Origin of the sequence: Frankia nepalensis (assembly GCF_016786325.1) — a bacterium.
Lineage (GTDB): Bacteria > Actinomycetota > Actinomycetes > Frankiales > Frankiaceae > Pseudofrankia > Pseudofrankia nepalensis.
This window is the reverse complement of record NZ_JADWYU010000095.1, coordinates 10,581-37,418: the sequence shown is the minus strand read 5'-3', so window position 1 is coordinate 37,418 and position 26,838 is coordinate 10,581. Positions and strand designations below refer to the sequence as shown.

Sequence of the window (26,838 nt, the reverse complement as noted above, 5' to 3'; positions counted from 1 at the left end):
GTCTGACTCAGGTGTCTGGGCCGCGTGCAACAGGGCGGGCGGCCACCGCGCGGACGTGACTTTGGCCGGGACGGCTTGACCCACGACGCCCGGGCTGGGTTGTATCGGCCACCGTGGCATGGCGCAGGCGGGATGTACCGGTTGTGCCCGGCTCGTTTTCCGAACGGTCGGCGGTCGGCGGCCAGCGGACCGATCACGACGGCGACAGCCCCAGAATCGTCGGCCTCACCAACGACATGGGCCCGGCCCGCGAACCCGCCCAGGAACCCGCCCAGATTCGGCTCGTCGGTGTTAGCCGGCGATTCGGGGACGTCGTGGCTGTTGAGCGGGTCGACCTGACCATTCCCCGGCATCGCCGGCTCGCGGTCGTTGGGCCGAGCGGGTGCGGGAAGTCCACGCTGCTCGGGTTGATCAGCGGGCTGGACGAGCCGGACGCGGGCATCGTCGAGGTGTTCGGAGCGACGGCGCCGGGCGACCGGCTGGGCCGCTGCGCCCTGATGCCGCAGCGCGACCTGCTGCTGCCGTGGCGGTCCGCGCTCGCCAACGCGACCGTGTCCCTCGAGAACCGGGGAATGTCGCGGCGCGCGGCGCGGGCGACGGTCCGTCCCCTGTTCGCTCGCTTCGGGCTGGCCGGGTTCGAGGACCACCGGCCGGCGCAGCTTTCTGGCGGGATGCGCCAACGGGTCGCCTTCCTGCGCACCTTCGTCGCGGGCAAGGACGTCCTGCTGCTGGACGAGCCGTTCGGCGCGCTCGACGCGATCACCCGGGCGGAGGCGCGGGACTGGCTGCGGGCCGCGCTGGACGCCGAACCGCGCACGGTCGTCCTGGTCACCCACGACGTCGAGGAGGCACTGCTGCTCGGCCACGAGGTCGTCGTGCTGACGGGCCGGCCCGGCCGGGTCGCGGCCCGGATACCGGTGGAGCTCCCCGCCGGCGGGTCGCGCCGGGAGCTGCTCGCCTCGGCCGAGTTCGTCCGGCTCCGCGACCGGGTTCTCGCCGCCCTGGAAGGGAGCCAGGCGCCCGCCACGGCCACGGCCACGGCGTCGTCGGCCACGGCGTCGTCGGGCGCGGCGTCGTCGGGTGTGGTGGCTTCGAACGTGGTGGGTTCGGACATGGTGGGTTCGGACATGGTGGCTTCGAACGCGGTGGCTTCGAACGCGGTGGCCTCGGGCGGCCCGCGACCGGCGCTCGTCTCACCGGTCGCCGAGCCGGCGGCGGAGGACTGATCAATGCGGTTGCCATCCCGCTCGTCGGCCCGTCCGACGGCCGACTCCACGCCGCGCGCCGGGGCCGGACGGCCGGCGGCGTCGCGACGGGCGCCGGGCCGTTTGGCGCGTCGGCACGGGCCGGCGGCGGCCGTGTTCGTCGCCCTGCTGGCGGCCTGGCAACTGGCGACCGCGGCGTTCGGCGTCGAGGACTACATCCTGCCGGCGCCGCGCGCGGTCGCCCGGACGATGGTCGACCGGTGGGACGGCACGTTGGCGAGCGCCACCTGGGTGACGCTGACGGAGGTGCTGCTCGGGTTCGCCTGCGCGGTCACCGCCGGGCTGTTGATCGCGTGCGCCCTGCATTTCGTGCCGGTGGCCCGGGCCGCGCTCTATCCGTGGCTGATCGGATCACAGACCGTGCCGGTCGTGGTGATCGCACCGATTCTCGCGATCATCTTCGGCTACTCGCTCACGCCGAAGCTCATCCTGGTCGCGCTGCTCTGTTTCTTTCCGATCGTGGTCGGGGCGCTGGACGGCCTGGCCACCGTCGACGCCGACCTCAAACGGATGATGCGCACCCTGTACGGCACTCGCTGGTCGATCTTCCGGCGGGTGGAGTTTCCGGCGGCGCTGCCGTCGCTGTTCACCGGGCTGCGGCTGTCGGCCGCGTACGCCGCGACGGCGGCCGTGTTCGGCGAGTACTCCGGCTCGTCCGACGGGCTGGGGCACGTGATGCGCCAGGCCGTCCCGCAGTTGCAGAGCGCCCTGGTGTTCGCCGCGGTCGTGCTGCTCTCGGCCATGTCCATAGCCTTGTTTACCCTGGTCGCCGCCCTGGAACGGGTGCTGGTCGGCTGGGCTGTCGAAGGGAAGAACGCACGATGACGGCGCACCGGTCTCGGCTCCGCGTGGGTGCCGGCCTGACCTCGGCCCTGCTGGCGGGAGCGGTCGTGCTGTCCGCCTGCGGCGGTGATGACGACGGGGACGGGTCCTCCGACGGCGGCGCGCGCACGCGGGCGACGACCGTGCTGCTCGACTGGGATCCGAACCCGGATCACGTCGCGCTCTACACGGCCCGCGATGCCGGCTACTTCACGGCCGCTGGCCTCGACGTCACGCTCCAGCCGCCGTCCGACCCCTCGGACCCGACCAAGCTGGTCAGTACGGGCAAGATCGATCTGGGGATCTCCTACGAGCCGGAGACCATCATCGCCGGCTCGATGGGGCTCGACGTCGTCGCGGTTGGCGCTCTCGTCCCGACCGCGCTGACGTCGATCATGGCGACGGAGAAGTCCGGGGTGCGCTCGGTCAACGACCTGGCTGGCAAGAAGCTGGCTACTGCCGGCCTCGCCACCCAGGAAGCGTTCTTCAAGACGATCCTCGCGCAGAACGGCCTGGACGCGTCCTCGGTGGAAAAGATCAACGTTGGGCAGGACCTGCTCGCCGCGATGGTCACCGGCAACGTCGACGCGACCCTCGGCGCATTCCGCAACATCGAGGCCGTCCAGCTCGCCGACCAGGGTCTGAATCCGACGGTCATCCCGGTAACCGAGGCGGGCGTGCCGAACTACGACGAGCTGGTCATCATCGCCCAGGCCAGCCGGTTGAAGTCCGATCCCGCCTACCAGCGGCTGGTGCGCGACTTCCTCGGCGCGCTCGCCCGCGGCAACGCCGTCGTCCTCGACGACCCGGCGACCGCCGCCCAGACGATCGCCAAGGTCGCCGAAGGCTACGACCCGCGGATCCTGCCCAAGATGGTCGACGCCACCGTCCCGTTGCTGCGTAACCCGGCCGGTTTCGGCCACCACGACCTCGACGCCTGGCAGTCCTTCGCCGACTGGATGGCCGCCGAGAACCTCATCGACAAGCCGGTCAGGGCCGCCGACGTGGTCACCAACGCGTACCTGCCCGCCGGCTGACCGGCGGCAGTCCGGCAACCATCCGGCGCCTGCCCGCTGACCGGACCGGTGACGGGCCGTCCGTGTCGGCCGGTCCGCGTCGGCCGGCTGTGCCGGGTTTGGTCCGTGTCGGCCTGTACCGGTCCGGTCCGGTCCGGTCCGGTCGGCCGGTCGGCCGGCCTGCGTCAACCTGCCTGCGTCTACCTGCCTGTGCCGGCCGGTCCGCGTCGGGGCGGCGGCGCTACCCGGTCGTGCCCGCCGGCGCGCAGCGCGGGTCGTTCGGCGCGATCTCGATCGAGCCGTAGGGGCTGTCGCCGTGATAGACGACGTAGACCATGTTCGGCCCGTCGCACTTCGCCGCGACGTTGCTGAAACCATCCGGCATGTTGATGATCCGGGCCGGGCTGTCGTCGTGGGTGCTGATCGGCGCGTCCCGGCCGCGTTCCTTGGCCTTCTCCGAGCAGCCGGTCGTCACGGCGGCGACTCCGACCACGGCGAGCAGTGCCGCGCTGACCATCCGGATCTTCACGGGTTTCCTTCCCTGGCTGCCACCGGGACCAGCGGCGTGGCGGAGCCCCGGCGGGAGTCGGCTCGGCGGTCCGGTGGCTGGCCGTCGCCGCGCGCGACGGTCCTGGAGGACGCGCTCAGATCACCCCGACGGGACGATCCACTCTTCCTGTCTTGATCGTCATTCTGGTCTGGTGGGCGAGCGCCATGCGTCCCATTTTGGGAAGTTCTGAGGTCGTGGACGCGGCTCCGGCCGAGGGCGCGCCCGGGCGCTTCCCGTGGACGTGCTCCGCGGGAAGGGGCTTGGCGCGCCGAGCGGCCCGCCTCAGGGCCCGGCCGGGGTGGGAGTGTCGTAGGGGCCCAGGACGAGGCGGGTGACGTCCTCGAGCTGGCGGACCAGGTCGGGGAAGGTGAGGCGGCCGGCGGTCCAGGAGACCAGGCCGGAGGCCAGGGTCGCGTTGATGGCGGTCATGGCTGGCCTGGCGACCTCGGCGGGAACGTCCTCCATGAGGGCGGCCATGACGGCCTGGTTGTCGTTGGCGAGGCCGGCGAGTTCCTCGCTCGCGAACGGGTCGCTGCAGCTTTCGACGTGGGCGACGAGCCGCGCGAAGTTCGGATGGCGCTGGAACGCGCGTAGCTCCCGGTGCAGGAAGGCGAGTACTCGGGTACAGGCGCCCTGCGTTGGCGCGGCACCCGTGCTGACGCGGGCCTGGTCGCGGGACACCTCACCGCGTACCCGGTCGGTGAGCCGGCGCTGCCAGTCGGCCCAGGCGGCGGCGAGCAGATGGTCCTTGGAGGAGAAGTAGCGGTATGCCGTGCCGAGCGCGACACCGGAGCGTTCGGCGACGTCACGCATCTGCAGCTGCTCGGGCGGTACCTGGTCGATCATCTCGATGACCGCGTCGGTCAGCCGGCGCCGGCGCGCGAGCTGCGCCGACGTCATGGTGCTCACCGGCTGCGGCAGCGTCTCCTCTTTCGCCACCTTCCTAGGCTACCTGGAAGCTGGTTCCAGTTCGAAACCCCGGGAGTGTGTTCGACCAGGCGCCGTGTCGTCCGGGGGGACGTTGAGCCCGGCGTCACAATTGAAACTCTGTTCTAGTGAGTGCCCGGGCGCGCGCCGGCTCGCGCGAGCCCGGCCCACTCAGCCGCGGGGGAGGCCGAGAACCCGCTCGGAGATGACGTTGAGCTGGATCTCCAGGGTGCCGCCGCCGATCAGGTGCGGCGGGAGGCTCAGGTACTGGTGCACGGCGGCCGCGGCCGGGCCCTCGGCGCTGGCCGCGAACGGGCCGAACCAGCGCAGCGCGCGGGCGCCCACGTCCGTGTTCAGGAAGCTCGCCGCCACCTTCGCGACGCTCGCCTCGGCGCCCGGCCGCAGGCCGGACAGCGCGCGCAGCGTCCCCCGCAGGCTCATCGCGGACAGGGCGTACGCGTGCGCGTACAGCGCGCCGACGTCGCGGCGGACATCCGCCGGGTCGGCGACGAGCTGACCGGACGCGGCGAGCCCCGGCAGGTCCAGCCGGAGCTCGCGCATGCCGCCCATCGCGACCCGCTCGTTGCCCAGCGTGGTGCGTGCCAGCGCCCAGCCCTTGTCGACCTCGCCCACCAGCCACCCGTCCGGCACGAAGACGTCGCTGAAGAAGACCTCGTTGAACAGGTAGTGGCCGTTGGCCTCGCGAAGCGGGCGTACCTCGATACCCGGCGACTTCATGTCGATGACGAAGTAGGAGATCCCCCGGTGCTTGGGGACGTCCGGGTTGGTGCGGGCCAGGCAGATGCCGTAGTGGGCCCGGTCCGCCATCGAGTTCCAGACCTTCTGGCCGTTGAGCCGCCAGCCGCCGTCGACCTTCTCCGCCCGGGTCGACAGCGCCGCGAGGTCCGAGCCGGCGCCGGGCTCGCTGAACAGCTGGCACCAGGTGATCTCGCCGCGCAGGGTCGCCGGCACGAGGGCCGCCTTCTGCTCGTCGGTGCCGTGCGCCAGGATCGTCGGCATCGCCCACTCGCCGATGACCGTCTTCGGCTGGGTGACCCCGCTGCGCTCGTACTCCTGCTGGATGACGAGCTGTTCGACGGGCGTCGCCGCGATGCCGTAAGGACGCGGATAGTGCGGCAGCACCAGGCCCTCGTCGGCGAGCCTGCGCTGGCGCGCCGGGCCCTCGGCGGGCAGCGCCGCCACCTCGCCGAGAACGGCCGCGATCCGGTTCCGGAAGGCCGGGTCCTCCTCGGGCACCTCGAGGCTGAAGTCGCGGGCCAGGCCGGAGGAGGCGCGAGAATGCTCCTCCTCCGCGCCTCCGGAGGCGCTCAGCGGCGTCGCGGAGGAGGCGCGAGAATGCTCCTCTTCCGCGCCTCCGGAGGTCCTCAGGGGCGTCGCGCCGACGAGTTCGCCGAGGCGGTGCTCGAACGCGGACACCGGCCCGAGCAGGCTTTCCAGCGTCATCGCGCGCCGCCAGTACAGATGGGTGTCGTGCTCCCACGTGTAGCCGATGCCGCCGAGCAGCGTGACGGTCTCGAGCCCCAGCTCGGTCGCGCCCGCGAGGCACAGGATCGCGGCCTCGGCGGCGGCGAGCGCCAGCTGCTCCTCGCCCTGCTCGACGGCGCGGGCGGCGTCCCACGCGGCGGCGGACATCGTCTCGACGCGCACCAGCATCCGCGCGCAGCGGTGCTTGACGGCCTGGAACGAGCCGACCGGCCGGCCGAACTGCTCGCGCACCTTGACGTACTCCACGCCGGTGGTCAGCAGCCAGCGGACGAGGCCGACCGCCTCCGCGGCGAACAGCACGGCGGCGAGGGCGCGGACGCCCTCGGTGTCGACGGCCACCATCTGCTCGCCGTCGACGGTGACGCCGTCGAGGCGCACCTGGGCGACGCCGCGGGTCAGGTCGACGGCCGCGGCCGGCTCGACCCGGACGCCGGGGGCGTTCGCGTCGACGACGAACCACACCTCGCCGCCGCCCGCCGTGCCGCCCGCCCGGTTGCCGGTTTCGGTGCCACCGAGGCGGGCGCCGAGCAGGAGAAGCTCGGCCCCGGCGGCGCCGAGCACCGGGACGGTCGTGCCGGTGACGGCATAGCGGCCGTCCCCACCGCCGTCCCCGCCGCCGGCCGGCGCCGCGCTCAGCCCGGTGGCGGTGAGGGCGCTGGCCGCCCGGGTTCCGGCGGCCAGCCCCGGCAGCGTCCGCTTGCGCAGGTCCTCGCTCGCGCGCGTGGCCAGCAGCGCGCTGGTCAGGACGGACGGCAGCAGGTGCCCGGGGAGCAGGCCGCGAGCGGTCTCCTCCAGCGCGACGGCGAGCTCGACGTAGCTGGCACCGGCGCCGCCATACTCCTCCGGCAGGTGCAGCGAGGTCAGCCCGAGCTCGACCAGGCCGTCCCAGTAGGGGACCGGCTCGCCGGCGGCGTACCTGTCGAGATCGGCGCGGGTCGCCGTGGACGGGGCATGGCGGGCGACGAAGCCCCGAACGGATGAGGCAAGAGCGGAGTGCTCCTCCGTCAGGCCAATCGACACGGCGACTCCTCGGGATCTCGTGGCATCTCGGGGCGAGACCACCCGGCGCGCGGCGCCGGTACGCGGATCTGAACGGGCTTGGTCACCAGCTCGGCGCGCCTCAGGCGTCGAGCTTGAGGACCTTGCGGGCGTTCTCGTGCAGGAACTTCGGCCAGACGTGGTCGCGGAACGGCACGTTCGGCATGTCGGCCATGATCCGGTCGAGCGAGAGCCCCATCGGGTAGTAGCCGGCGTAGATGATCTTGTCGGCACCCCGGGAGTTGGCGAAGTCGATGATCGCCTTTGGGTAGTGCTTGGGCGCGAACGCGGACGTCGAGTAGTAAAGGTTCGGCCACTTGAGCAGCAGCTTCACGGCCAGGTCGGTCCAGGGTTCGCAGCCGTGCCGGGTGACGAAGACCAGGTCGGGGAAGTCGAACATCACCTGGTCGATCAGCTCGACCCGCTGCGGCTCGAACCTCAGCCGCGGGCCGGGCACGCCGGCACAGCAGAAGATCGGGATGCCCAGCTCGACGCACTTCGCGTAGACCGGGTACATCTTCTCGTCGTTGATCGCGACCTGCGGGAACATGCCGGAGGGGAAGGCGCCCACCGCGCGGATCCCGAACTCCTCGTACTCGCGGACCATCTTGCGGACGGTGCCCATCACGTCGTTCGGATCGTCGATGTTGCCGCTGGGGACGAACCGGTCCGGGAACCTCTTCAAGGCCAGCTGAGCGGGCTCGCCGGCGACGCCGATCATGCCCTTCTCGATGCCGTACTCGTCCATCTTGCGCAGCGTCACGCTGATCGGGTCGTCGCCGGGCAGGTCTTCCGGGACCTGCTTGAACATGTACTGCGCCGGGAACGCGAACGCCTTGGACTCTTCGTCCTTGAGCTGGCGACGGATGAAGTCGTACTGCGAGGTGTCCGGATGCGGGAACCCGATCATCGTGTCGATGATCGGGACTCCGGTCGGTAGGGCCATCTCACATCCTCGTCAACGGTGTCAGGAGCCGGCGCGGGCCACCTGCCCCTGCTCGCGACTGGTCACCCTGGCTGGCTTGCTCTCAGTCTGAAATCCGGTTTCATGAGAGTCAAGGGCTGTTGACGATCATGAAGTGCGAGGCTCAACTGCCCTGGTGGTGCCAGGCTGGTCGAGGGCCGCGCCGCGCTCGGGCGCTCCTCGGCGCACCCCTGTCCGATACCGAAACCATGTTCTAGCATCGCAGCCGCCGACGTTGATCTGTTGTGCATGATCGCTGACGGTGCCCTGGGGAGGTCGCGGGCAAGGCCAGGTCACGACCTTCCCAGGGCAGAAACGGCGATCATGTCCGGCGTCCAGGCAGGGCGAAGCCTGGCGAGGCCGGCGCTGGAGCGGGTCGGCGCCGCGCTCACCGCGTCGTGTCAGCTCGTGTCCGTGCCCACTCGTGTTCGTGCCGGTCATGCCACAAGCCCTGCCTCTCGATCGAGAGGCAGGGCTTGTCGGCGGTCGAACGTTCGGGCACCCGAGGGGCCCGGCGAGTATGGGTCGGCGTGATGGGTCAGTAGGAGCGGGCGACCAGGCAGACGAGGTCGTCGGTGTCGTCCGTGCCGTCGGGCAGGGTGCCGTCGGGGTTCTGGATGCAGCGGACGGTGAGGGACTCGGAGGCCAGCCGCGCCTCGCCCTCGTCGCCGACCAGGCGCCACGGCAGCCGGGCGAAGCCGGTGGCGGCCGCCTCGACCGCCTCCGCCAGCGTGGTCACGTCGGCGGTCCGGGAGTCGCGCAGCGCCAGTGCCTGGTCGTACAGGTTCTGCTGCACGGCGTCGAGCAGCCCGGGCACGCGGGTCGCCGCCTCGGAGAGCGGCGCGGTGACCTTCTCCCCGGTGTCGCGGCGGGCGAGGGTGATGTTGCCCACCGCCAGGTCGCGCGGGCCGACCTCGACCCGCACCGGCACGCCCTTGAGCTCCCAGTCGGTGACCCGCCGGCCGAACGACAGCCCGGGCCGGGCGTCCAGCGACACCCGCACCCCGGCGGCCTTCAACTCGTCGGTGATCTGGGAGGCCGCCGCGACGACCTTCTCGTCGTCACGCACCGGCAGCACCACCACCTGGGTCGCCGCGAGCCTGGGCGGGACGCGCAGGCCGGAGTCGTCCCCGTGCGCCATGATCAGCCCGCCGACCATCCGGGTGGACGAACCCCAGGAGGTCGTCCAGGCCAGGTGACGGCCGCCGTCGGCGCCGAGGTAGGTAATGTCGAACGCCTTGGCGAAGTTCTGGCCGAGCTCGTGGCTGGTGGCCATCTGCAGCGCCTTGCCGTCGCCCATCATGCCCTCACAGGTGAGGGTGTTGATCGCGCCGGCGAACCGCTCCTTGCGGGTCTTGCGGCCGACGAACACCGGCAGCGCGAGCACCGACACCATGAAGTCCTGGTAGACCTCCAGCGCGATCCGGCGGGCGTAGGCGGCGGCGTCCGCCTGGTCGGCGTGCGCGGTGTGCCCCTCCTGCCAGAGGAACTCGCTGGTGCGCAGGAACAGCCGCGGCCGCAGCTCCCAGCGGACCACGTTGGCCCACTGGTTGAGCAGCAGTGGCAGGTCGCGGTAGCTCTGGGTCCACTTGGCCATGTACTCGCCGATGACCGTCTCGCTGGTGGGCCGGACGACGACCGGTTCCTCCAGCTCCTTGCCGCCGCCGTGCGTGACGACGGCGAGCTCGGGGCTGAACCCCTCGACGTGCTCGGCCTCCCGTCGCAGGTAGCTCTCGGGGATGAACAGCGGGAAGTAGGCGTTCACCGCGCCCGCGGCCTTGATCCGCAGGTCGACGTCGGCCTGCATCCGCTCCCAGAGCGCGTAGCCATACGGTCGGATGACCATGGACCCCCGGACCGGGCCGTTGTCGGCCAGCTCGGCCTTGGCGATCACGTCCTGATACCAGCGGGGGAAGTCCTCGGAACGAGGCGTCAGCACTGCCACCCGTCCACGATATTGCGCTGCGCGGCCGTTTCCGCGTCTGCCCTCGGTGCGGCGGTCGGCGATAAGGACGCTGGCGCGTCCATCGCCGCTCCGCCGTCGGGGCGCCGGGGCGCCCCGACTGGTCTGGTGCCGGATTGGACCTGTAGGGCGAGGGCTGGTCTGGTCTGGGGTCAGTACCCCGGTTGGGTTCGTCCGACTCCGGTTGGGTTCGTCCAAGCAGGCAAGGCGGAGTGTCGACCGGACCACGTTCTCCAGATCCCGGATCGCGTCCTCAGGAGCTGTCGTCCTCGGCGCGGCCCGCGCCGGCGCCGGCCGGCAGGCCGGCCGCGTCGGACGACGGGCGGGCCGGCTCCCGGAATACCAGCGACACGCCGGCGTCGCCGTGGTCGCCGACCAGGGCCGCGGCCGGCGGCATGAGGATCATCGCGGCCGTGATCTCGGCCGCCGTGGCGCCGGGGGACAGGCGTAGCCGGTGCTGGACCAGGTTCCCGTCGTGGGCGGTGACCACTTCGGCAAGTGAACGGGGCAGCTCGGCGAGCTGCCCCGGCTCGGGCGCAAGCGCACCGACGTCGGTGGCGGTGTCTTCCATGCAGGTCTCCTTCGGCCCAGGTGGCGCCGTCAAGGTGGCGGGACGCCGTCGTCCCATAACCCCTGGCTACCAATCACATGCTGTCAGCTACCGCGCTGCCGCCGACCGGCGCTCGGTTCTGGTGGCCAATCGGTGAAGGGTGATCTCGGGGCAGATGGGGCGCCGAGTAGCGCTCAGCTCACAATGTGTTGCGTTACGTAGCCATTCGGCCATTGTGTGCTGGGTTTTCTCTGGGGGTGTGGTGAGGATGGCCGGCGGTGGCCTGATGGCGGGTCGTCGAGAGGGTTCGCCGGCGCGGCCGCATGTCCCGGCGGGTGGGTGGCCTGAAGGTGGCCCGAAGGTGGCTGAAGGGGTGGCTGGCGTGGTCCTGGCCAAGCTCGTCCGTGGGAAAAACCACGGCTGTCGCCCCCGGTTGTAACTGATTGTGGAGATGACCGTCGCCATCGGTAGGAGATGGACCCAAACGGCTAGCTGTTCCAGTGTGTGTCCGGTTTGCGTTCGCCTGGATTCACTGTTCGTTCATCTGTCCTCGCTTCGATGCTGCACCGACACCCCTTCGCTGGGGGGGAACACGACTGCGCGCCGGAAGGCGTGACGAAGAGGGGCTCGCTAGTGAAGCTGAAGAAGACCCAGACCGCGATGCTCAGCATCGCGCTCACCGCTACGCTCGCGCTCGCGGCCTGCGGCGGCGACGATGAGGACACCCCGGAGCCGGCCGGTAGCGCCAGCGCGCCCGCCGCCGCCGAGGTCAGCGGGACCATCGCCGGTGCCGGCTCCTCTGCCCAGGGCTCCGCGATGGAGGCCTGGATCGCTGGGTTCACCGAGGCCAACCCGGACGCGACGGTCACCTACGACCCGGCGGGCTCTGGCGCCGGTCGCACGCAGTTCACCGAGGGCGGCGTGCAGTTCGCCGGCTCGGACGCGTACCTCAAGCCCGAAGAAGTCACCAAGGCGCAGGAGCAGTGCGGCGGGGACTTCGTCGAGTTCCCGGGCTACATCAGCCCGATCGCGGTGGCCTACAACCTCCCCGGTGTCGAGGACCTGAAGCTCTCGGCCTCGGTGATCGCGAAGATCTTCGACGGTAAGATCACCAAGTGGAACGACCCGGCGATCGCCGGCCTCAACTCTGGCACGACGCTGCCGGACTCGAACATCACCCCGGTGCACCGGTCGGACGAGTCGGGCACCACCCAGAACTTCACCGACTACCTGCACAAGGCGGCGCCGGCCGACTGGACCTATGACGCCGCGCAGGAGTGGCCGGTCTCGGGTGGCGAGGGCGCCAACGGGACCTCGGGTGTGGCCGAGACGCTGAAGGGTGGCGAGGGCACGATCGGCTACCTCGACGCCTCGCGGGCCACCGACCTGGGTGTCGCCCACATTCAGGTCGGCAGCGAGTTCGTCGAGTACACGCCCGAGGCCGCGGCCGCGGTCGTGGATGCCGGCAAGACCGTCTCGGGCCGGCCGCAGTACAGCTTCGCGATCGACATCCCGCGGGACACCACCGAGGCGGGCGTGTACCCGATCGTGCTGGTCTCCTACACCCTGGCCTGCACCAAGTACGACGACCAGGCCACCGCTGACACGGTGAAGGCGTACCTCACCTACGTCGTCAGCGAGGAGGGCCAGGCGGCCGCCGCGGAGAACGCCGGCTCGGCGCCGATCTCCGACACCCAGCGCACGAACGCCCTGAAGGGCATCGCCGCCATCGGTGTCGCCTGAGCGGTTCCCGGGCTGACCTGGGTATCCGCAGCTAACTGAATGTCTGGCCCACGGGTCCGGGCGGTCGTTTGGCCGCCCGGACTCGCGGTGTCTCCCGTACCACGTCACGACAGGCCTGAGGAGCGAGATCCGTGACGCAGCCAGCCGCGAACAGCGGTTCCCCATCGAGCGGCTCGCCGCCTGGCGCGTCGCAAGGCGGCTCGTCGGTGACGGAGCCACCGAACAAGTACGTGCGGAAAAAGCGGTCGCCGGTCCGCCTAGGTGACCGCATCTTCTCCGGCGCCGCGGTCGGCGCCGGCATCCTGATCCTGGTCGCCCTCGCCGCCGTCGCGGTCTTCCTGTTGATCGAGGGCCTTCCGGCGTTCACCGCTGACCCGTCGGACCTGCCCGGCGATCAGAACTTCTGGTCGTTCGTCGGCCCGCTGCTGTTCGGCACGGTGTTCGCGGCGGTGATCGCCCTGCTGATCGCCACTCCGCTGTCGATCGGCATCGCGCTGTTCATCTCGCACTACGCCCCGCGCCGGCTCGCTCAGGGGCTCGGTTACCTGATCGACCTGCTCGCCGCGATCCCCAGCGTCGTCTATGGCCTGTGGGGCATCTTCTTCCTGGCTCCGCACGCGGTGCCGGTGTTCCGCTGGCTGGAGAAGTACCTCGGCTGGCTGCCCTTCTTCGACGGCCCCACCTCGGCCACCGGGCGGACGATGCTCACCGCCGGGCTGGTCCTCGCGGTGATGATTCTTCCGATCATGACGGCGGTCAACCGGGAGGTCTTCCTGCAGACGCCCCGGCTCCAGGAGGAGGCGTCGCTGGCGCTCGGGGCCACCCGCTACGAGATGATCCGGATGACGGTCCTGCCGTTCGCGCAGTCCGGAATCGTCAGCTCCAGCATGCTGGGTCTTGGCCGGGCGCTCGGGGAGACGCTCGCGGTCGCGATGGTGCTCTCCGCCACCGACGTCGTCAGCTTCGACGTGATCAGCTCGACGAACAGCAGCACGATCGCCGCGAACATCGCCCTCGACTTCCCCGAATCCAGCGGGATCCGGCTGAACGCGCTGATCGCGTCTGGTCTGGTCCTGTTCGCGGTGACCTTCTTCGTCAACTACGTCGCCCGGGCCATCGTCAACCGCCGCCGCGAGTTCTCCGGAGCGAACGCATGACCACCATCTCGCCGCCGCCGGCCGAGGTCCTCGAGGCCCGCAAGTCGCTCACCCAGGGCCAGCTCCCCCCGTGGGCGCAGTGGTCGATGGTCAGCGCCTGCCTGGTAGTCGGCCTGCTGATCGGGCTCACCACCGGTTTCAGCACGGCCCTGGCGCTCGTGCTGGGCGCGGTGGCGGCCCTGGTGGTCGTGCCGGCCGTCTCCTGGGGCGTGGAGGGCGTCCGCCGGGCGAAGGACCGGCTCGCCACGCTCCTGGTGACGCTCGCCTTCGTCCTCGCGCTGCTGCCCCTGCTGTCCCTGCTGTCCACGGTCGTCGACCGGGGCCGGCACCGGTTCGACTGGAAGTTCCTCACCGATGACATGAACCGGGTCGTCGGCGAGGGCGGCGGCGCCTACCACGCCATCATCGGCACCCTCGAGATCACCGCGGCCGCCACGATCATCTCGGTGCCGATCGGTGTGATGTGCGCCGTCTACCTGGTCGAGTACGGCCGCGGCTGGCTCGCCCGGTCGATCACCCTGCTGGTCGACGTCATGACGGGTATCCCGTCGATCGTCGCCGGCCTGTTCGCGTTCGCCTTCTTCTCGATCTTCTTCGGCTCGGGTATCCGGTTCGGCATCGGCGGCGCCGTCGCGTTGTCCCTGCTGATGATCCCGGTCGTGGTCCGGTCGGTCGAGGAGATGCTGAAGCTGGTGCCGAACGAGCTGCGTGAGGCCTCCTACGCACTCGGCGTCGCGAAGTGGCTCACGGTGATCCGGGTCGTGCTGCGCACCGCGGCGGCCGGCATCGCGACCGGCGTGACGATCGCCATCGCCCGAGTGATCGGCGAGACCGCGCCGCTGCTGGTCATCGCCGGCATGGCGACGCGGACGAACTACGACCTCTTCGACGGCCGGATGACGACCCTGCCGGTCTACATCTTCAACTCCAACGCAAACCCCGGGGCGCGCGCGGAGTTCGGCCTGGAGCGCGCCTGGGCGGCGGCGCTGACCCTGGTCCTCATCGTGCTGCTTCTGAACCTGATCGCCCGCGTCATCTCCAGGGTCTTCGCCCTGCCGACCCGCTGAGCGCGGAAAGGACCGAGACAAGTGTCCAAGCGAATCGAAGCGTCCGACCTCGACATCTACTACGGCAAGTTCCGGGCCGTCGAGCAGGTCAACATGACCATCGAGCCGCGCACGGTGACGGCCCTCATCGGCCCGTCCGGCTGCGGCAAGTCGACCTACCTCCGCTCGCTCAACCGGATGCATGAGGTCATTCCCGGCGCCTACGTCGAGGGCAAGGTCGTCATGGACGGCGAGGACCTCTACGGCCCCGGCGTCGACCCGGTCGTCGTCCGGCGGCACATCGGCATGGTGTTCCAGCGCCCCAACCCGTTCCCCACGATGTCGATCTACGACAACGTGATCGCGGGTGTGAAGCTGAACGGCGGCCGGCTGCGCAAGGCGGCGCTCGACGAAATGGTCGAGAACACCCTGCGCGGCGCCAACCTGTGGGAGGAGGTCAAGGACCGCCTGGGCCGGCCCGGTTCCAGCCTCTCCGGTGGCCAGCAGCAGCGGCTCTGCATCGCGCGCGCGATCGCGACCAAGCCGGCCGTGCTGCTGATGGACGAGCCCTGCTCGGCGCTCGACCCGATCTCCACCCTGGCGATCGAGGACCTCATGCAGCAGCTGAAGAACGATTTCACAATCGTCATCGTCACGCACAACATGCAGCAGGCCGCCCGGGTCAGCGACAAGACCGGCTTCTTCAACATCGCCGGCACCGGTAAGCCCGGAAAGCTGATCGAGTTCGACGACACCAGCATCATCTTCGGCAACCCCAAGGAGAAGGCGACCGAAGACTACGTCTCGGGTCGTTTCGGCTGATCGTGTCGGTTACGTTGGAGCCAGGCGACGCTCGGCGCCTCCCGGCCGCGGCCGGCTCATCCGGCGCGCTCGCGCGAGCCCGTCCCGAGCGGTCGCCGGAGCCCGACCGACCGGCGGGCCTGAGCGTCCCTGGGCCTTCGCGGGCTCCCGTGACCGGGGCGACGCCGGTGGTCTCGACCGCGGTGGTGCTGATCGCCGACGCGGAGGTGGATGACGGGCTCGTTAACGCGTTCACCTCCCGCGGGGTCGAGGTACGGGTGGTCGGTGACGGCGCGCTTGCGTTGCTCGAGGCCGGACGCCTCGCGCCGGCCACCGTCCTGGTCGACGCGGCCCTGCCGGTGCTCGACGGCGTCGGGGTGGTCCGGGCGCTGCGGGCGACGCGGGACCGCGGCGAGGTGACGATCCTGCTCGGTGTCGGCCCGCATGACCGGTCCCTGGCCGCCGCCGGCCTGGAGGCCGGCGCGAGCGCCTGCGTGGCCAAGCCGTACCTGGTCGGCGAGGTCCTCGCGCTGGCCGGTCTCGGGCCGGACGGCGTCGGCGTCGCCGGCGGCGCGAACGCCGCCGGCCGCGGCGGCCCGGAGCTGACCGTTCCCGCCGTCCACGGGCTGCCGGCCGGCGGGGCCGACCCGGAGGTGCTGCGAGTCGGCGCCGTCACCCTGGACGTCGGCGCGCACCAGGTGTCGGTCGACGGGGTGCCGGTCGCGGTGCCGCCGCGAGAGTTCCGCCTTTTGCGGGTGCTGCTCGAACGGGCCGGCCGGGTCGTGCCGCGCGAGAGCCTGCTCGAGCTGGTCTGGGGTGCCTCGACGATGGACTCGAACACGCTCGCCGTGCACGTCCGCCGGCTGCGCCGCCGCCTCGGTGACACGGCGGAGACCCCCTGGTCGATCGAGAGCGTCCGCGGCGTCGGCTACCGCTACCGCCTCCCGGCCGGCTGACGGCCGGCGCCGATACCGTTCCTGGCCCGACCTGACCCGGATCGTCCCGATAAGAACTGTCGGACCCGCGCGATAGAACAGCGGGCAGACGGGCTGATCGGGCGATGGACCGGGCGGCGATGGACCGGGCGATGGAGGTCGGTGCGTGGTGTCCACGGGCGGCGGGGAACGGCGCGGCATCGGGCGGGTGGCTGCCCCGGTGCCGCCGCGGGCGCTGGCGAAGGTGCCCTTCGCCGAGCTGGCTGACGGGCGGCTGCAGGGGGTCGTGTCGAGCGGTTCGGAGATCGAGCGGGTCTACGTCTCGTCGATCACCGCCGGGACGCACGCCTACTACTGCAGCACCAACAACAACCGGCCCTGCGGCGGGCTCAACGCCTGGGCGATGTGCAAGCACCTCCAGGCGCTCGTCGACGCCGCGGCGCTCCAGTACGGCGTCGACCGGGTCGCCCGCTACCTGCGCGCCGACCTCGGCGACGGCCCGGCGTCGGCCGCCGACCTGATGGACGCCCTGCGCGGGCAGCAGGAGAAGCAGCCCGCGGCGACCGTGTTCAGCGGCTTCCTGCGCCACCTCGGCTACCTGGAGTTGCCCGACGTCGCCGGCCCCGTCCCCGAGCTGGACTGGTTCCCGACGGAACGGGTGGTGCTGTAGGTGCTCGCGACCCAGCTGAACGAGCTCGCCGGCGCCCCGCCGGTAGGCGTCGACGCGGCGCTGGCCGTGGTGGACGGTTTCGACGACGCCCTGGCGGCGGGGCTTGGCCGCCTCGGCGCCGGCGGCGCGGAGGCGCTCGCCGCGCTGGCGTCCGCCGTGGGTGCGACGCCGCTCGGCGCCCGTGCTCGGGAGGCGGCGGACAAGGCCGCCGCCGGGTCCGTGAGCGACGAGGTACTGGTGACGTTGGCCGGCGCGCGCGCCGCGCTGCTCGGGGCGGCGCACGACGCCCTGCTCGCTGGCTTCGACGCCGCGGCGGGCCGGGCGAGGCCGGCCGTCGAGGCGGCGCCGGCGGCGGTGAACGCGTCCCCACCGGGGTGGGCGGCCGCGCTCGCGGGGTGCCGGTCCTGGCTGCGCGAGCTGGCGATCGCCGGCTGGCGCGGCGTCGACGACGAGCTGGTGTCGGCCTCCGCCCAGGCCCGCCAGGCCGCGCGGGCCGAGCCGGGACTGCGCCGGTTGGCGGTGCTCCTCGACGGCCTGGCCGCCGAGCTGCGTGCCTCCTGCCCGGTCGGTGCCGCGGCCCGGCTGCCGGCGCGGCGCTGGGCCGACCTGTGGGCCCGCGCGCAGCTGCTCGCCTGGAAGGGAGCGTGGCCGCCCGGCCCGTCCGAGCCGGCGAAGCGGGTGTCCGGACGGCTGCTGATCCTCGGAGCCGAGGTCGCCGAGCACGACACCGCGGTCCGGGTCCAGGTCCACGGCGTCCTCGAGCCCGCCGGCGGGGCGGACGAAGGCCCGGCACTGGTGCGCGCCGGCGTGACCGCCGCGAAGGTGGACACGATCGTGGGCCCGGCGCTGTGGCGGCTTCTCGACGCGTACCCCGTGCTGCTGGGCGCGCTCGCCGAGCGGCGCGCGGTGGAGGTCACCGACCTGGCGCTGCTCCCGGGCGGCGACCTGGTGTGGCGGGAGGACGGCGTCCGCCTCGGTGAGGCGGCGGACCCGTTCGTGACCGCCCGGGTCCTGCTCGCCGGCGCGGCCGCGCCGGCGGCGGTGCCGCTGGACCGCCACCCCGTCCGGATCGCCGAGCCGGTGCTGCTGGAGGGTTACGCGACCTCCGTGGACGAGGGGCACGCGCTCGCGTTCGACCTCGGCGGCATCCCACTCGGCGTCGACGTCGGCCCGGCCGACAACCCGGCGGCGAGCCACGGCCCGCTGACCGCCGAGCTGCTCGCCGCCTCGTCCGCCTGCCTTGGGCTGCTGCGCTGGGACGACGGCGCCTGGCGGCTGCGCCCGCTCGCGGCCCAGGCCGTGGTCAGGCGCAAGGCGGTCACGGCGCACGCCGGCGACTGGGCGCTCGGGGTGACCGATCCCAAGATCGCGAAGGTGCTGGCCAAGCAGGGCGACTCCGTCGCCGTGCTGCGCGAGCGGGCCGGAAGGCTGCTGCGGAAATGACCGAGAACATGACCCGGCCGGTGGCCGGCGACGTCGACCCGGCCGCGTACGAGAACCGTCGCCAGGTGCTGTACTGGCGGCTGCTGTCGAGGATCTTCGCCGCGGACGAGCAGGCCGCGCTGGAGTCGGCCAGCCTGGCGATCGTGGACGATCTCGGCCTGCCCGCCGCGCTGCTGGATCCCACGGTGTCCGTGGACAACATCGTGCAGCGCTTCCCCTCGCTCGGCGAGGAGCTGCCTGGCCTGCTGGCCGGTGGGGAGGCGGCTGGCGACGGGCCCGCGCCGGCGGCCGCGGGCAACGAGACCGGGCCCGACGAGATCGAGCCCGACGCGGCCGGGCCTGGCGCCGGCACGCGGCCCGACGCCGCGGTGGGCCGGGCCGAGGCGCGCAACGCGGCGTTGGTCTCCAAACTGCTGCTCAACGTGTTCGCGACGGGGTCTGGCGGCGTCAGCGCCACCCAGCTCGCCGGCTGGCAGTCCGACGCGGCCTGGCTGAAGGCGGCGCTCGGGCCGGGGGCCGGCGACGCGGGCGGCCTTTCCGGCACGCTCGCCGACCTCGAGGCCGACCTCGTGCGCCGGATGCACCTGCGCGAGGTGCTGGCGAACAACGCACTGGCCAGCAAGCTCACCCCGAGCATGTCGCTGATCGAGCAGCTGCTGCGTGACAAGCACAATCTCTCCGGCGTCGCGCTGGCCAACGCGAAGGCGCTGATCCGCAGGTTCGTCGACGAGGTCGCCGAGGTGCTGCGCACCCAGGTGGAGAAGGCGAGCGCGGGCACGATCGACCGCTCGGTGCCGCCCAAGCGGGTGTTCCGCAACCTCGACCTCGACCGGACGATCTGGAAGAACCTGCCGAACTGGAACGACAAGGACCAGCGCCTCTACGTCGACCGGCTCTACTACCGGCAGACCGCGCGGCGTACCAGCCCCGCGCGGATGATCGTGGTGGTCGACCAGTCCGGGTCGATGACCGACTCGATGGTCAACTGCACCATCCTGGCGTCGATCTTCGCGGGCCTGCCGAAGGTCGACGTACATCTGATCGCCTACGACACCAAGGCCCTCGACCTCACCCCCTGGGTGCACGACCCGTTCGAGGTGCTGCTGCGGACGAAGCTCGGCGGCGGCAACGACGGCCCGGTCGCGATGGCGATGGCCCGGCCGAAGATCACCGATCCACGTAACACCGTCATGGTGTGGATCTCGGACTTCTATGAGTTCGACCGCTCCCAACCGCTGTTCGACGGCATCGAGGCTGTTCACCGGTCGGGCGTGAAGTTCATCCCGGTCGGTTCCGTGAACAGTTCCGGCCACCAGAGCGTGAACCCGTGGTTCCGGCAGCGCTTCAAGGACCTGGGCACGCCGGTCATCTCCGGACACATTCGCAAGCTCGTCCTCGAACTGAAGAACTTCGTTGCCTGACGCCTCGGCACCCGAGATTTCCGCCTTCCCGACGTTCCCGAGCTTCCCCCGCGCTGAGGAGAACCGCGCATGACCGCCGAGCAGCTGCGTGCACCCGCCGAGGCCAAGTACGCCGAAGAGCTGGACTGGCTGGAGTCCGTCGACGACGGGCCGAAGCCGTTCTCCTGGCGGCTGAGCCCTCGGATGGTCCGCCTGTTCGTCCTCGGGTCCCAGAGGTCCGACGGGCTGGACCGCCAGATCGACCAGAAGTGGTTCGGCGACACCAGCCTGGTCGAGCGCGCCATCGTCACCCTGGCCTCGGACCGGGGCCTGCTGCTGATCGGCGACCCCGGCACGGGCAAGAGCTGGCTCGCCGAGCTGCTCGCCGCCGCGATCAGCCGCGACTCGACACTGGTCGTCCAGGGCACCGCGGGCACGACCGAGGACCACATCAAGTACTCGTGGAACGTCTCGATGGTGATCGCCAAGGGGCAGTCCCGCGAGTCGATGATCCCCTCGCCGATCATGACGGCGATGGAGCGCGGCGTCATCGGCCGGTTCGAGGAGCTGACCCGCTCGACCAGCGACGTCCAGGACGCGCTGATCTCGATCCTCTCCGAGAAGTACGTGTCGATCCCGGAGCTCGACAGCGACAACGTCGTGTTCGCCAGGCCCGGCTTCTCGATCATCGCGACGGCCAACAGCCGGGACCGGGGCGTCAACGACCTGTCCTCGGCCCTCAAGCGGCGGTTCAACTTCGTCCGGATCCCGGTGGTGACGAACAAGCGCAGCGAGGCCGACATCGTCCGGTTCCGCACCGCCGAGCTGCTGCGCCGCCACCAGATCGAGCTGGACGTCCCACCGACGCTGCTCGACATCCTGCTGCAGAGCTTCGCCGACCTGCGCGGCGCCGCCGCGTCCGCGACCAGCGACGACGAGAAGCTCGAGTCGGCGCTGTCGACCGCCGAGCAGATCGGCGTCCTGGAGGACGCGATCCTGCACAGCCAGTTCTTCGGCGAGCGCGTGCTGCGGGCCGGCACGTTGGCGGGCTCGCTGGTCGGCTCGCTCGCCCGCCGCAGCCCAGAGGACCTCGCGATCCTCAACAAGTACCTGCACACCGTCGTCGAGCCGCGCGGCAAGTCCGACGGCGGCCTGTGGCCCGACTTCCTCGAGGGCGGCCGCCAGGCCATCGCGGCCCTGTCGTGAGCCCCGTGGTGAACGTGGTGAACGAGCCCGCTGTGAACGCGGTGAACGCTGTGAACGGCGCGGTGAACGCGGGGGACGCCCGGCTCGCCGACCCGCGAGCCGCGGCCGTGGAGGGCCACAACTCGTTCGGACAGCTGCGGGGGCGGCTGGTGGACGCCGCGGCGGCCTTCGCCGCGGACTCCGCCACGCTGGCGGAGATCCTCGCCGGCCTGGTCGACGACGTCGCCTGGGCGCTGGACGAACGGCTGGAGATCTTCCCGGTCTGCCATCACTCGCCGGCCTCCGCGCTGGCGATGGCCCGGCGGCTGCGGGAGAAGCGGCCCAAGGTCATCTACCTGGAGCTGTGCGAGGACCTGCGCCCGCTGCTCGGGGAGCTGCGCAACTGCTCGCTGCCCGTGGCCCTGCAGGCGTTCGCCCACGAGCTGACGGGCTTCCCGGCCGGGTCCGGGCCGCTGAGCGTCATCGCCCCGATCACCGAGGCGTCCGCGGAGTACCAGGCCATCGCCTACGCGCTGGAGACCCCGGGCGTCGAGCTGGTGCTCGTCGACTGGTCGGCCGACCACCTCTTCCAGTGGGAGAACCGCCGGCGCCCGGCGGCGGGGCCCTCGACCGACGACGGCGCGGGGCCGGCGCCGGCGGACGCCGCCGACCCGGAGCGCGACGGCGACCAGCCGGCGCTGCACGGCGACGCGGTCGGCGTCGAGATCGGCGACCTGCGGCCCCGGTTCGCGGAACTGGAGGAGTTCCTGCTGCGTCACGGCAGGGTCCGGCACTGGTCGGAATGGTGGGACCAGTACGTCGAGCAGCCGCTCGCCGGCGCCGACCATGACACCTATCGCCAGGCCATGGCGCTCGTCGGCAGCCTGTTCCGCCGGCTGCGGCCTTCCGACGACGACGGCCGGCATGCCCGGGACGAGGCCCGCGAGCGGCACATGTGGACCCGGATCCGGGAGCACCTGGCCAGCTCCGGCGTCGACCCGGCGGACTGCCTGCACGTGTGCGGCGCCTTCCACGCGGTCAGCCGCGTTCCCGAGTTCGGCGCACCCGCGCCGGCCGCGGACGCCGCCAGCACCGCCGTGGATCCGGTTCCCGCCCCCGAGCCCGCCCTCCCGGCCGCGTCCGCCGCCGTCCAACCGGCCGCGCCCGGCCCGCCGGCGCCCGGCGCGGCGGAGGCCGGCCACGAGATCCCGCCCGTGACGGGAACCCGCTGGCTGTACGGGCTCATCCCGTCGAGCCACTCCGCGATCGAGGCGCAGTTCGGCCTGGCTGGCGGCTCCGTGTCGATCGCGGCGGCCACCTGGGCGAAGGCGGTGGCCCGCACCGGCGTCGCCCCCTTCCGCCTGTCCGGCCAGCGTGGCGCCGCCAAGGGCGCGCGGCCCGCGAAGTCCCGCGCGGCGACCCGGTCAGGCGCAGGGCCGGTTGGTGGCACGAGCCGGCCGGCCGAGGGCGCCGAGCGGCTGTCCGGCTTCCTGGAGAGCCCGCCCGCGCTGGACGGGATCGACGAGGACGAACTGCTCGGCTGGAGCGTCGACATCGTCCGGCTGGCGCGCCGCAACGGCTACCTCGCCAGCACGGCGGACGCCATCGCGGTGTTCGAGTCGTCGATCCTGCTGGCCGGCATGCGCAACCGCGCCCGCCCGACGCCCTACGACTTCCAGGACGCCGCGGTCACCTGCATCGAGAAGGACGTGGTGCCCGGCCGGCGCGACGTGCGCCGGCTGTGCGAGATCCTGCTCGGCGGCGACCGGGTCGGCCAGGTCGGCTACGACGCGCTCCCGCCGCTGGCCCGCGACGTCCACGACCGGCTGGCGCCGCTGGGGCTCGACCTCTCCAAGCGCACGGTGCAGCGGGCGCTGCTCGACCTGACCGCGAACCCCGAGCTGGCGCCCTGCTCACACCTGCTGTGGATGCTGCGCTACCTGCTGCCGGACGGCGCGGTCCGCCCGATCCTCGGCGTACGGCGGCTGGGGGAGCGGTCACCCCAGGAAAGCTGGGACCTGGCGATCGGCCGGCATCAGCGCGTGCTCATCGAGCTGGGCTACGAGGCGGTCACCGTCGAGCAGGCCCTGGAGCAGCGACTGCGCCGCGCCGCCTGGGCGCCGGACGCGACGGCGGCCGGCGCGCTCGCCGCCGTCGAGGACGCCGTCACCTTCCTCGACAGCCGGCGCCTGGCGGACGAGCTCGGAGCCCGCGCCGTCGAGCTGCTGACCAGCGAGCGGACCGTGGACGACGCGCCCGAGGTGCTGCGCCGGATCCGGCGGCTGCTCGACCACTACCGCGTCAGTGAGCCCACGCTGCCGGCCTGGTGCGAGCAGTTCGTCACGCGTGGTTACGCGCACTACTGCACGCTGCTGCCGATCGCCTTCGCGGCCGAGGACACCACGGTGCGCCAGGTCGCCTCCATGCTCGGCTTCCTGCTGACGCTGGAGAACCTGGCGCTCGCCCTCGGCTGCGACCGCGCGCAGCTGGAGCTGGCGGTGCGCCAGTCCCATCCGGAGGAGCCGGCGCGGACGGCGCTGCTGTGGGCCGCGCAGACTCGGCTCGGCCAGCTGTCGATGGCCGAGCTGCGGGCGCGCTGCGACGGGCTGCTCGCCAACCCGCTGGTCATCCCCGCGTTCCCGCGCTACCTCGCCGGCTTCGTGCAGGCCCTGGAGCCCGTGCCGACGCTCGCGCCGTTCGTCGTCGAGGTGATCTCCAAGGCGTTCGCCCGGCTGCCCGACCACGTCCTGCTCCCGTGGCTGCCCACGCTGATCCGGACCCTGCGGGACCACGCCGCCGAGCACGTGCCCACGCTGGTCCGGGAGGCGGGGCGCACGTTCCCCGCCGGCCTCGCCGACCTGGACGCCTGGACCGCGCCGTGGTCGGCCCCGGCCGCGCCGCCGGGCCAGGCGGCGACTGGACCTGGCGGCGCGTGGGCCGCCGCGCGCCCGGTGGTCGCGGGGCCGCTGACGGATCTGCTCGTCGGCCATCCGGCCACCACCGACGCCTTGGCGGCCCTGCTAGATCTGGAGACCGAGTGGCCTTCGTCGACCGGCGCGGGCCGGGCGGATCAGGCGGACCCGGTAGCCGGGTCCGACAACGTCGCCGGGCCCGACAGCGAGGCCACGGCTCTGCTGGACCGCTTCCCGACGACGGCCGCCGCCGTCGCGGCCCTGATCGGCCGCTGACGGCCGGGTCGCGTGGCTACCGGCCGACGACCTCGACCGGCACGTGCGCGAAGCCCCGCACGTTCGCCATGCGTACCCGCTGGAGGCCGGAAAGGTCGACGCGGTACGTCGGCATCCGGCGGAGCATCTCCGTGAGCGCCAGCCGGCTCTCTATCCGGGCGAGGGCGGCGCCGAGGCAGTTGTGCACCCCGTAACCGAAGCCGAGGTTGTGCCGGACCGGCCGGGTGATGTCGAACCGGTCCGGGTCGGCGTACGCGGCCTCGTCACGGGTTGCGGCGCCGATGGCCAGCAGGACCGCGCCGCCACGCGGAATGGTCCTTCCGTGCAGGGTGACGTCCCGCGTCGCGTATCGGCCGACATAGCTGACCGGGGGGTCGAAACGCAGGATCTCCTCCACCGCCCGGGGGATCAGCGCGGGATTTTCCTGGAGCAGCCGCCACTGGTCGGGGTTCTGGAAGAACAGCACGAAGGCGTTCGCGACCAGCTTGGTGACCGTCTCCGACCCGGCATTCCCGAGCAGGGAGACGAAGCTGGCGATCTCCACGTCCGTGAGGCCCAGGCGGGTACCGTCGTCGCGCTCCACCTCGGCGGCGATCAGTCGACTGATCATGTCGTCGCCGAGGTTGTCGCGACGTTCGACGCACAGTGTGTAGTAGTAGGCGCCGAGCTCGATGGCCACGGCCAGCTGGTCGTCGCTCATCGCCAGGGAGTCCCGGCGCGCGAGCATCCGGTCGACCGAGCGCCGGACGAAGGCGTGCCGCTCAGGCGGGATCCCGAGCATGCGAGAAATGATCTCTATCGGGAAGAGGGCTGAGAAGTCCTCGACCGCGTCGAACGTGTCCCCAAGCGCGTCGAGGCGCCGGTCGATCACCTCCTTGACCATGGGCTCGAGTCCGAGGATGGCCCGGGGGGTGAACGCGCGGCTGACCAGGACGCGTAAGCGGGTCTGGTCGGGCGGATCGAGCGCGATGATTCCGGCGGGGGCGACCGCGCCCTTCTTGATGGATTCCAGGTCGACGCCGCGCGCCGAGGAGAACGTCTCCCAGTCCTTGAGGGCCGTCGACACGTCGTCGTAGCGGGTGAGCGCGTGGAAGTCGTGCCGCTCGCTGTAGTAGACCGGCTGCCGCTCGCGCATCAAACGGTAGACGGGATGCGGGTCGGCGAAGAACGCCTCCGAGAAGGGGTCGAACTCCAGCCCGACCGGACCGGGGGCCGCCAGCCCCGCCGCATGGTCGCCGCCCACGGATCCTCCTCGACGCCGGGTGCCGCCGCACGGCTCCGGTCCGTCACCCGCGTGGCGCCGCCTGGATCACGATGAACGCCCACACGGCCTCGACCGGCTTATTTTTACGTCGCTCAAATCGAGCCTGTCAACCACGGCCGAGCCGGCGGCCCCGCGGTGAATCAGGTGCTCGATCCCGTCGTGATCGCGGTTTGTGCCCTCCCGGGGTCGTCGGCGGGGCTGAATCACGACCCCCGGAGGGCACAAACGGCGATCAAGCGGCGCCGGCGCCGGCGCCGGCGGCGCGCCAAGGGAGGCGCGAGGCCGGCGCGCTGGTCGGACCGGGCGCGGTCGGTGGCGCCTCGGCGGCCGGCGGCCCGGCGGCGGATCAGCGGATGGTGGTGCCGGCGCTGGCGGATGTGGTGGTGCCGACGTCGGTGGAAATGCCGACGTCGGTGGGAGTGCCCGCGCCGGTGGGAGTGCCCGCGCCGGCGTTGGTGGGAGTGGCGGCGGGAGTGGGAGTGCCCGCGCTGGCGCCGGCGGACGCGCCGGTGGCGGACGTGGCGGTGGCTGATGTGGCGGTGGCGGAAGTGGCGGTGGCGGCCGGCTGGGTGGTGGGGATGCCGGTCGCGGAGGTCCCGGGGTTGGTGGTACCCGGCTGTCGCCGTCGGGCGCCCTCGATGAGCAGGTCGAGGCCGAAGGTGAAGCCCTGGGCGGTGCCGGGAAGGGGCGGCCCTCCGCCCCACCTGGGCGTCTGGGTGGCGTCGGGATCGGCGGGGCGGTTCTCGTAGCTCACCCAGCCGTACAGGTAGACGACGAACGCCTCGGCGAGCGCCCCGGCCTCGGTACCGAACCCGGCCCCGCGTAGCAGGTCCTGGAGCTCGTTCTCCAGTCGGACCGTGTTGGGCGTGTGGGTGGTCCGGTGGAGCAGCAGTTCGGCGAGGCCGGGATAGCGGCTGAGCTCCGCGCGAGCGGAGACGAACAGCTTCCGCAGCTTGGCGTCCCATGGTTCGTCTGAGCGCGAGATCTCGATCCGTTCGAGCACCGCGTCGGCGATCAACTCGAACAGGGCCGATTTGCTCGGCACCCAGTAATAGCTGGCCATTGAGGACAGACCGAGCTCGGCGGCCACGGCCCGCATGGTGAGGCCATCGATCCCGACACGGGCGACGACCCGGGTCGCGGCGTCGACGATCTGCCGCTCGTCGAGATCAGTCCGGCGACGGCGACGCGCGCGGGTCTCACGGGGCCCAGTGGTCATGGCGACATCCACCGTAGGCCACGCCACCCTTGAACAGGACGCTGCCGTCGGTCCGCCGCGGCCCGGGCCAAGTCCACAAAACCGCCGAGGGCGCCTCGGCGCCCGAGGCGTTCCGCGGAACGTGATGATCGTTGGTTCCGCGGAACGTGATGATCGTTGGTTCCGCGGAACGTGATGATCGTTGGT

Annotated in this window: 21 protein-coding genes; 13 read left to right on the top strand and 8 right to left on the bottom strand. The window is 71.9% G+C overall.

Annotated elements, in window-relative coordinates; genetic code table 11:
* Window positions 1-143: 143 nt before the first annotated feature.
* From I6A81_RS08100 to I6A81_RS08090, 3 genes are read left to right on the top strand one after another with little or no spacing between them, the layout of a single operon-like run.
* On the top strand, window positions 144-1,226 hold the full coding sequence (locus I6A81_RS08100) for an ABC transporter ATP-binding protein (protein WP_307874532.1): 1,083 nt from the start codon (window positions 144-146) through the stop codon (window positions 1,224-1,226).
* A 3-nt stretch (window positions 1,227-1,229) separates the two neighbouring features.
* Window positions 1,230-2,090, top strand: a complete 861-nt coding sequence (locus I6A81_RS08095) for an ABC transporter permease (RefSeq protein WP_203003284.1) — start codon at window positions 1,230-1,232, stop codon at window positions 2,088-2,090.
* Window positions 2,087-3,124 (top strand): ABC transporter substrate-binding protein, encoded by a 1,038-nt coding sequence (locus tag I6A81_RS08090; protein ID WP_203003285.1) that lies wholly within the window; start codon window positions 2,087-2,089, stop codon window positions 3,122-3,124. Before I6A81_RS08095 ends, I6A81_RS08090 begins: the two co-directional genes overlap by 4 nt.
* 220 nt (window positions 3,125-3,344) lie before the next feature.
* Here the strand turns inward: I6A81_RS08090 and I6A81_RS08085 are convergent, their stop codons facing one another.
* The 6 genes from I6A81_RS08085 to I6A81_RS08060 all read right to left on the bottom strand — a co-directional run bounded on the left by I6A81_RS08085 (window position 3,345) and on the right by I6A81_RS08060 (window position 10,622).
* Entirely contained in the window at window positions 3,345-3,632 is a 288-nt protein-coding gene (locus I6A81_RS08085) for a hypothetical protein (protein WP_203003286.1), read from the bottom strand.
* Between the two features lie 303 nt (window positions 3,633-3,935).
* Complete coding sequence (locus tag I6A81_RS08080) at window positions 3,936-4,592, bottom strand: TetR family transcriptional regulator (protein WP_203003287.1); 657 nt, start codon at window positions 4,590-4,592, stop codon at window positions 3,936-3,938.
* 159 nt (window positions 4,593-4,751) lie between these two features.
* On the bottom strand, window positions 4,752-7,106 hold the full coding sequence (locus I6A81_RS08075; RefSeq protein WP_203003288.1) for an acyl-CoA dehydrogenase: 2,355 nt from the start codon (window positions 7,104-7,106) through the stop codon (window positions 4,752-4,754).
* 100 nt (window positions 7,107-7,206) lie between these two features.
* Window positions 7,207-8,070 (bottom strand): amidohydrolase family protein, encoded by an 864-nt coding sequence (locus tag I6A81_RS08070; RefSeq protein WP_203003289.1) that lies wholly within the window; start codon window positions 8,068-8,070, stop codon window positions 7,207-7,209.
* 556 nt (window positions 8,071-8,626) lie between these two features.
* Complete coding sequence (gene proS / locus I6A81_RS08065; RefSeq protein ID WP_203003290.1) at window positions 8,627-10,033, bottom strand: proline--tRNA ligase; 1,407 nt, start codon at window positions 10,031-10,033, stop codon at window positions 8,627-8,629.
* Window positions 10,034-10,304: 271 nt separating this feature from the next.
* Window positions 10,305-10,622, bottom strand: coding sequence for a hypothetical protein (locus I6A81_RS08060; protein WP_203003291.1), 318 nt, complete (start codon window positions 10,620-10,622; stop codon window positions 10,305-10,307).
* A gap of 612 nt (window positions 10,623-11,234) precedes the next feature.
* On the opposite strand from I6A81_RS08060, the gene pstS reads away from it, so the two are divergent.
* From pstS to I6A81_RS08010, 10 genes are all read left to right on the top strand, one after another.
* The gene (pstS, locus tag I6A81_RS08055) at window positions 11,235-12,344 is read left to right on the top strand and encodes a phosphate ABC transporter substrate-binding protein PstS (protein WP_307874531.1); all 1,110 of its coding nucleotides are present in this window, start codon (window positions 11,235-11,237) and stop codon (window positions 12,342-12,344) included.
* A gap of 206 nt (window positions 12,345-12,550) precedes the next feature.
* Window positions 12,551-13,501 (top strand): phosphate ABC transporter permease subunit PstC, encoded by a 951-nt coding sequence (pstC, locus tag I6A81_RS08050; RefSeq protein WP_307874530.1) that lies wholly within the window; start codon window positions 12,551-12,553, stop codon window positions 13,499-13,501.
* Window positions 13,498-14,568 (top strand): phosphate ABC transporter permease PstA, encoded by a 1,071-nt coding sequence (gene pstA, locus I6A81_RS08045; RefSeq protein WP_203003294.1) that lies wholly within the window; start codon window positions 13,498-13,500, stop codon window positions 14,566-14,568. The genes pstC and pstA overlap by 4 nt, the downstream gene beginning before the upstream one ends.
* A gap of 21 nt (window positions 14,569-14,589) precedes the next feature.
* Complete coding sequence (gene pstB / locus I6A81_RS08040; protein ID WP_203003295.1) at window positions 14,590-15,369, top strand: phosphate ABC transporter ATP-binding protein PstB; 780 nt, start codon at window positions 14,590-14,592, stop codon at window positions 15,367-15,369.
* A 149-nt stretch (window positions 15,370-15,518) separates the two neighbouring features.
* Window positions 15,519-16,304: a response regulator transcription factor gene (locus I6A81_RS08035; RefSeq protein ID WP_203003296.1), complete on the top strand. Its 786-nt coding sequence runs from the start codon at window positions 15,519-15,521 to the stop codon at window positions 16,302-16,304.
* Window positions 16,305-16,449: 145 nt separating this feature from the next.
* On the top strand, window positions 16,450-16,953 hold the full coding sequence (locus tag I6A81_RS08030) for a hypothetical protein (RefSeq protein ID WP_238429159.1): 504 nt from the start codon (window positions 16,450-16,452) through the stop codon (window positions 16,951-16,953).
* Entirely contained in the window at window positions 16,954-18,396 is a 1,443-nt protein-coding gene (locus I6A81_RS08025) for a hypothetical protein (protein ID WP_203003297.1), read from the top strand.
* A complete protein-coding gene (locus I6A81_RS08020) occupies window positions 18,393-19,817 on the top strand; it encodes a VWA domain-containing protein (RefSeq protein ID WP_203003298.1) in 1,425 nt (474 codons plus the stop codon). The genes I6A81_RS08025 and I6A81_RS08020 overlap by 4 nt, the downstream gene beginning before the upstream one ends.
* A gap of 69 nt (window positions 19,818-19,886) precedes the next feature.
* Entirely contained in the window at window positions 19,887-21,002 is a 1,116-nt protein-coding gene (locus tag I6A81_RS08015) for an ATP-binding protein (RefSeq protein WP_203003299.1), read from the top strand.
* 107 nt (window positions 21,003-21,109) lie between these two features.
* Window positions 21,110-24,169: a DUF5682 family protein gene (locus tag I6A81_RS08010; protein WP_203003307.1), complete on the top strand. Its 3,060-nt coding sequence runs from the start codon at window positions 21,110-21,112 to the stop codon at window positions 24,167-24,169.
* Window positions 24,170-24,185: 16 nt separating this feature from the next.
* Here the strand turns inward: I6A81_RS08010 and I6A81_RS08005 are convergent, their stop codons facing one another.
* Both I6A81_RS08005 and I6A81_RS44750 read right to left on the bottom strand, forming a co-directional pair.
* The gene (locus tag I6A81_RS08005) at window positions 24,186-25,412 is read right to left on the bottom strand and encodes a cytochrome P450 (RefSeq protein WP_307874528.1); all 1,227 of its coding nucleotides are present in this window, start codon (window positions 25,410-25,412) and stop codon (window positions 24,186-24,188) included.
* Window positions 25,413-25,779: 367 nt separating this feature from the next.
* The gene (locus I6A81_RS44750) at window positions 25,780-26,652 is read right to left on the bottom strand and encodes a TetR/AcrR family transcriptional regulator (RefSeq protein ID WP_203003300.1); all 873 of its coding nucleotides are present in this window, start codon (window positions 26,650-26,652) and stop codon (window positions 25,780-25,782) included.
* Window positions 26,653-26,838 lie beyond the last annotated feature (186 nt).

Excerpts from the sequence above, each read along its gene's own strand:
- I6A81_RS08095 (WP_203003284.1), top strand. The coding sequence starts at position 1,230 with ATGCGGTTGCCATCCCGCTCGTCGGCCCGTCCGACGGCCGACTCCACG.
- I6A81_RS08015 (WP_203003299.1), top strand. The coding sequence starts at position 19,887 with ATGACCGCCGAGCAGCTGCGTGCACCCGCCGAGGCCAAGTACGCCGAA.
- pstA (WP_203003294.1), top strand. The coding sequence starts at position 13,498 with ATGACCACCATCTCGCCGCCGCCGGCCGAGGTCCTCGAGGCCCGCAAG.
- I6A81_RS44750 (WP_203003300.1), bottom strand. The coding sequence starts at position 26,652 with ATGACCACTGGGCCCCGTGAGACCCGCGCGCGTCGCCGTCGCCGGACT.
- I6A81_RS08090 (WP_203003285.1), top strand. The coding sequence starts at position 2,087 with ATGACGGCGCACCGGTCTCGGCTCCGCGTGGGTGCCGGCCTGACCTCG.
- I6A81_RS08060 (WP_203003291.1), bottom strand. The coding sequence starts at position 10,622 with ATGGAAGACACCGCCACCGACGTCGGTGCGCTTGCGCCCGAGCCGGGG.
- I6A81_RS08070 (WP_203003289.1), bottom strand. The coding sequence starts at position 8,070 with ATGGCCCTACCGACCGGAGTCCCGATCATCGACACGATGATCGGGTTC.
- I6A81_RS08020 (WP_203003298.1), top strand. The coding sequence starts at position 18,393 with ATGACCGAGAACATGACCCGGCCGGTGGCCGGCGACGTCGACCCGGCC.